General features: G+C 70.8%; 2 protein-coding genes and 1 pseudogene. 2 read left to right on the top strand and 1 reads right to left on the bottom strand.

Features of this window, described 5'->3' with window-relative positions:
- Together DBR10_RS19105 and DBR10_RS12760 are read left to right on the top strand one after the other, a co-directional pair.
- Positions 1–385 (top strand): annotated as a pseudogene (locus DBR10_RS19105) (hypothetical protein); the annotation flags it as partial.
- 78 nt (positions 386–463) lie between these two features.
- Positions 464–1765, top strand: coding sequence for a hypothetical protein (locus tag DBR10_RS12760; RefSeq protein ID WP_108503794.1), 1302 nt, complete (start codon positions 464–466; stop codon positions 1763–1765).
- 28 nt (positions 1766–1793) lie between these two features.
- Here the strand turns inward: DBR10_RS12760 and DBR10_RS12755 are convergent, their stop codons facing one another.
- Positions 1794–3647: an ABC transporter transmembrane domain-containing protein gene (locus tag DBR10_RS12755; RefSeq protein WP_199225337.1), complete on the bottom strand. Its 1854-nt coding sequence runs from the start codon at positions 3645–3647 to the stop codon at positions 1794–1796.
- Between the last annotated feature and the right edge of the window lie 7 nt (positions 3648–3654).

The raw sequence follows: 3654 nt of genomic DNA, 5'->3' as shown, positions 1-3654 counted from the left end.
GGCCGATGCGACGCGGGTGGCCCGGCTGGTGCTGGAGGGCCGCATCGCCCTGCTGGAGAACCGCCCCGCCGACGCGGCCCGGGCCTTCCGCAAGGCGGCGACCCTGGAGGAGACCCGCTTCCGCGACATCACCGATCCGCCCCTGTGGTGGTATCCGGTGCGGCGCAGCCTCGCCGCGGCCCTGCTGTCCTCGGGCGACGCGCGCGGCGCGGCCGACGAGGCCCGCGCGACCCTGGCCCGCCGTCCCAAGGATCCGATCACGCTCAGCGTCCTGGCCCAGGCCGAGCGACGTCTGGGCCTGAACGAGGCGGCCACCGCGCATGAGGCCGAAGCCCGGCGCGGCTGGACCGGAGACCTGGCCCGGATCAGTCTGGCCCAGAGCTAGGGCCGCCCGCGCAGTCTTGCCCCGACGGGGCGGCTTGGTGCAGCCTGCCCGCCTTGCCGTCTTCTGGGGACCTCCGACATGCCGATCCGCCGCGCCGCCGCCCTGGCCACCCTGGCCGTGACCCTGCTGGCCGGCGCGTCCGCCCTAGCGGCGCCGGGGCCCAAGGACCTGGACCAGATTGCGACCGACTTCGTGCACCTGACGCTGGAGGCCGGCGAGCGCGAGCCGGGCTATGTCGACGCCTATTACGGTCCCAAGGCCTGGGCGGACGCCGCCAAGGCCGCACCGCGCGCCGTACCGGCCCTGAAGGCCGAGGCCCTGCGCCTGACCGCCGCGACCCGGGCCATCCCCGACACCGCCCTGTCGGCCGACGAGCGCCGCCGCAAGGCCTTCATGCTGGGTCAGCTGAAAGCCGCCGAGACGCGACTCTCCATGCTGGAGGGCACCAAGTTCAGCTTCCAGGACGAGGCCGAGGGGCTGTTTGGCGTGCGCCCGCCGCTGAAGGCGCTGGAGAGCTATGATCCGGTCCTGACCCGCATCGACACGCTGGTCCCCGGTCAGGGCGATCTGGCCGCTCGCGTTGACGCCTTCCAGGCCCGGTACACGATCCCCGCCGACCGGCTGGAGCCGGTGATGAAGGCCGCCATCGCCGCCTGCAAGGCCCGCACGGCGGCCCACATCCCTCTGCCGCCGGCCGAGAAGTTCGACCTGGCCTTCGTCACCAAGAAGCCCTGGAGCGGCTATAACTGGTACCAGGGCGGCGCCCACAGCCTGATCGAGATCAATACCGACCTGCCGGTACCGATCAGCCGCGCCGTCGATCTGGGCTGCCACGAGGGCTATCCCGGCCACCATGTGCTGAACGCCCTGCTGGAAGAAAAGCTGACCAAGGCCAGGGGCTGGGTCGAATTCTCGGTCTATCCGCTGTTCTCACCGCAATCCCTGATCGCCGAGGGCTCCGCCAACTACGGCATCGGCCTGGCCTTTCCCGGGGCCGAAAAACTGAAGTTCGAGCGCGAAACCCTCTATCCGCTGGCCGGTCTCGATCCGGCCGGTGCCGAGGCCTATGACGCGCTGATGCGCGCCAAGGCCGATCTGGCCAGCAGCGAGAACACCATCGCCGATGCCTATCTGTCGGGAAAGATGGACAAACAGGCCGCTGTCGCCGCCCTGGCCAAATACGGCCTCAGCTCGGTGGCCCGGGCCGAAAAGCGCCTGAGCTTCATCGAGACCTACCGCTCGTACGTGATCAACTACAATCTCGGCCAGGACATGGTCCGTGGCCATGTCGAGCGGGCCGGGCCGGGTCAGGACGCCCGCTGGAAGGCCATGGCGGCGGTGATCAGTGAGCCGACGACACCGGCGGATCTGGCGAAGTAAGATCCTCCCCCTTCCAGGGGGAGGATTATCAAGCCGCCTCCACCCCGAACTGCAGCTTGGCCAGGCGCGCATAGAGCCCGCCGAGGGCCGTGAGCTCGGCGTGAGTGCCCTGCTCGACCACCCGGCCGTCTTCCATGACCACGATGCGGTCGGCCTTCAGCACGGTGGCCAGGCGGTGGGCGATTACGAGGGTGGTGCGCTCGCTCATCGCCTCGTGCAGGGCCTGCTGGACCAGCCGCTCGTTCTCGGCGTCGAGGGCGCTGGTGGCCTCGTCGAGCAGCAGGATCGGAGCCTGGCGAACCAGGGCACGGGCGATGGCCAGGCGCTGGCGCTGGCCGCCTGACAGGGTCTTGGCGCGCTCGCCGACCGGGGTATCGAAGCCCTGCGGCAGGGCCTCGAGGAAGCCGGTCGCCTGGGCCGCCTCGGCGGCGTCGCGGGCCTCCTGCTCGGTGGCGTCCTCGCGGCCGAAGCGGATATTGTCCATGGCCGTGCCCGAGAACAGCGGCGAGTCCTGGGCCACCAGGGCCATGCGGGCCCGCACCTCGGCCGGGTCGGCGTCGCGCAGGTCCACGCCGTCGAGCTGGATCGCCCCCTGCTGGGGGTCATAGAAGCGCAGGAGCAGGCGCAGGACGGTGCTCTTGCCCGCGCCCGAGGGTCCGACCAGCGCAACCGTCTCACCGGGCCTGACGGTCAAATCAAAGCCGTTCAGGGCCGGCAGGTCCGGGCGGCCGGGATAGGCGAACACCACATCCCGGAAGGCGATGGCCCCGGTGGCCGGGCTCGGCAGGGTGGCAGGCTTTTCGGGGGCGGCGATTCCGGGCTCGGAATTGAGCAGCTCGGAGATGCGGTCCATGGCCCCGGCCGCCTTCTGCACGTCACCCCAGACTTCGCCGAGCGCGCCGACCGAGCCGGCCGCCATGATCGCCAGCAGGGCGAACTGGGCCAGGGTGCCGCCGGTCATCTCGCCCGACAGCACCAGATGCGCGCCGGTCCACAGCAGCAGGGTAATGCCGCCGAAGGCCAGGACAATGACCACCGCCGTCATGCCGGCCCGCGCCCCGACCCGCTTGATCGAGGCCTGATAGGCGGTCTCGACGGCCGTGCCGAAGCGGCCCGCCGAGGTCTCCTCGCGGCCGAAGGCCTGGACCGTGTCCAGCGCATCCAGGCTCTCGCCGGCATAGCCGACGGCGTCGGCAAAGCGGTCCTGGGCCGTGGCCGACAGCTTGCGCACCTTGCGACCCATCAGGAACATCGGGGCCAGCACCACCGGCACCATCAGCACGATGAATCCCGCCAGCCGGGGGCTGACCACGGCCATATAGCCGAGGCCGCCCAGCAGGCTGAGGGTGTTGCGCAGGGCGATCGACGCCGACGAGCCGACCAGGGTCTCGATGATCGTCACATCGGTGGTGAGGCGCGACAGCACCTCGCCGGTGCGGGTCTTGAGGAAATAGGCCGGGTCCAGCGACAGGGTATGGCCATAGAGCTTGCGCCGCAGGTCGGCCACGACCCGCTCGCCCAGCCGGGTGACGAAGAAAAAGCGCAGCGAGGTCGCCACGGCCAGCACCAGGGCCACCGCTCCCAGCGCCATGAAGGCCCCGTTGACGGCCGAGGAGGCCCCACTGGCGAATCCCTTGTCGATCACACCCTTGAAGGCCGCCGTCAGGCCCAGGGTGGCCCCGGTCGAGAACAGCAGGAAGAAGCCGGCGGCCAGGGCATCGCCGACATGCGAGCGCACGAACGGCAGAAGGTGGGCCAGGGGGCGGATGTCCTTTCGGCGGGGCCGGCGGGCGGCCGCCTCGGCCATCCCCTGGACCAGTTCGGCCCCGGCGCCGGGGCGTCCCTCGACCGAAATCTCGCCGCCGTTCACGTCGGTCATCAACTGTCCC

This window comes from Caulobacter sp. HMWF025, from assembly GCF_003060965.1.
GTDB lineage: Bacteria > Pseudomonadota > Alphaproteobacteria > Caulobacterales > Caulobacteraceae > Caulobacter.
The sequence above is the reverse complement of the archived record's forward strand: the minus strand, read 5'-3'. Positions and strand labels throughout refer to the sequence as shown.

Excerpts from the sequence above, each read along its gene's own strand:
- DBR10_RS12760 (WP_108503794.1), top strand. The coding sequence starts at position 464 with ATGCCGATCCGCCGCGCCGCCGCCCTGGCCACCCTGGCCGTGACCCTG.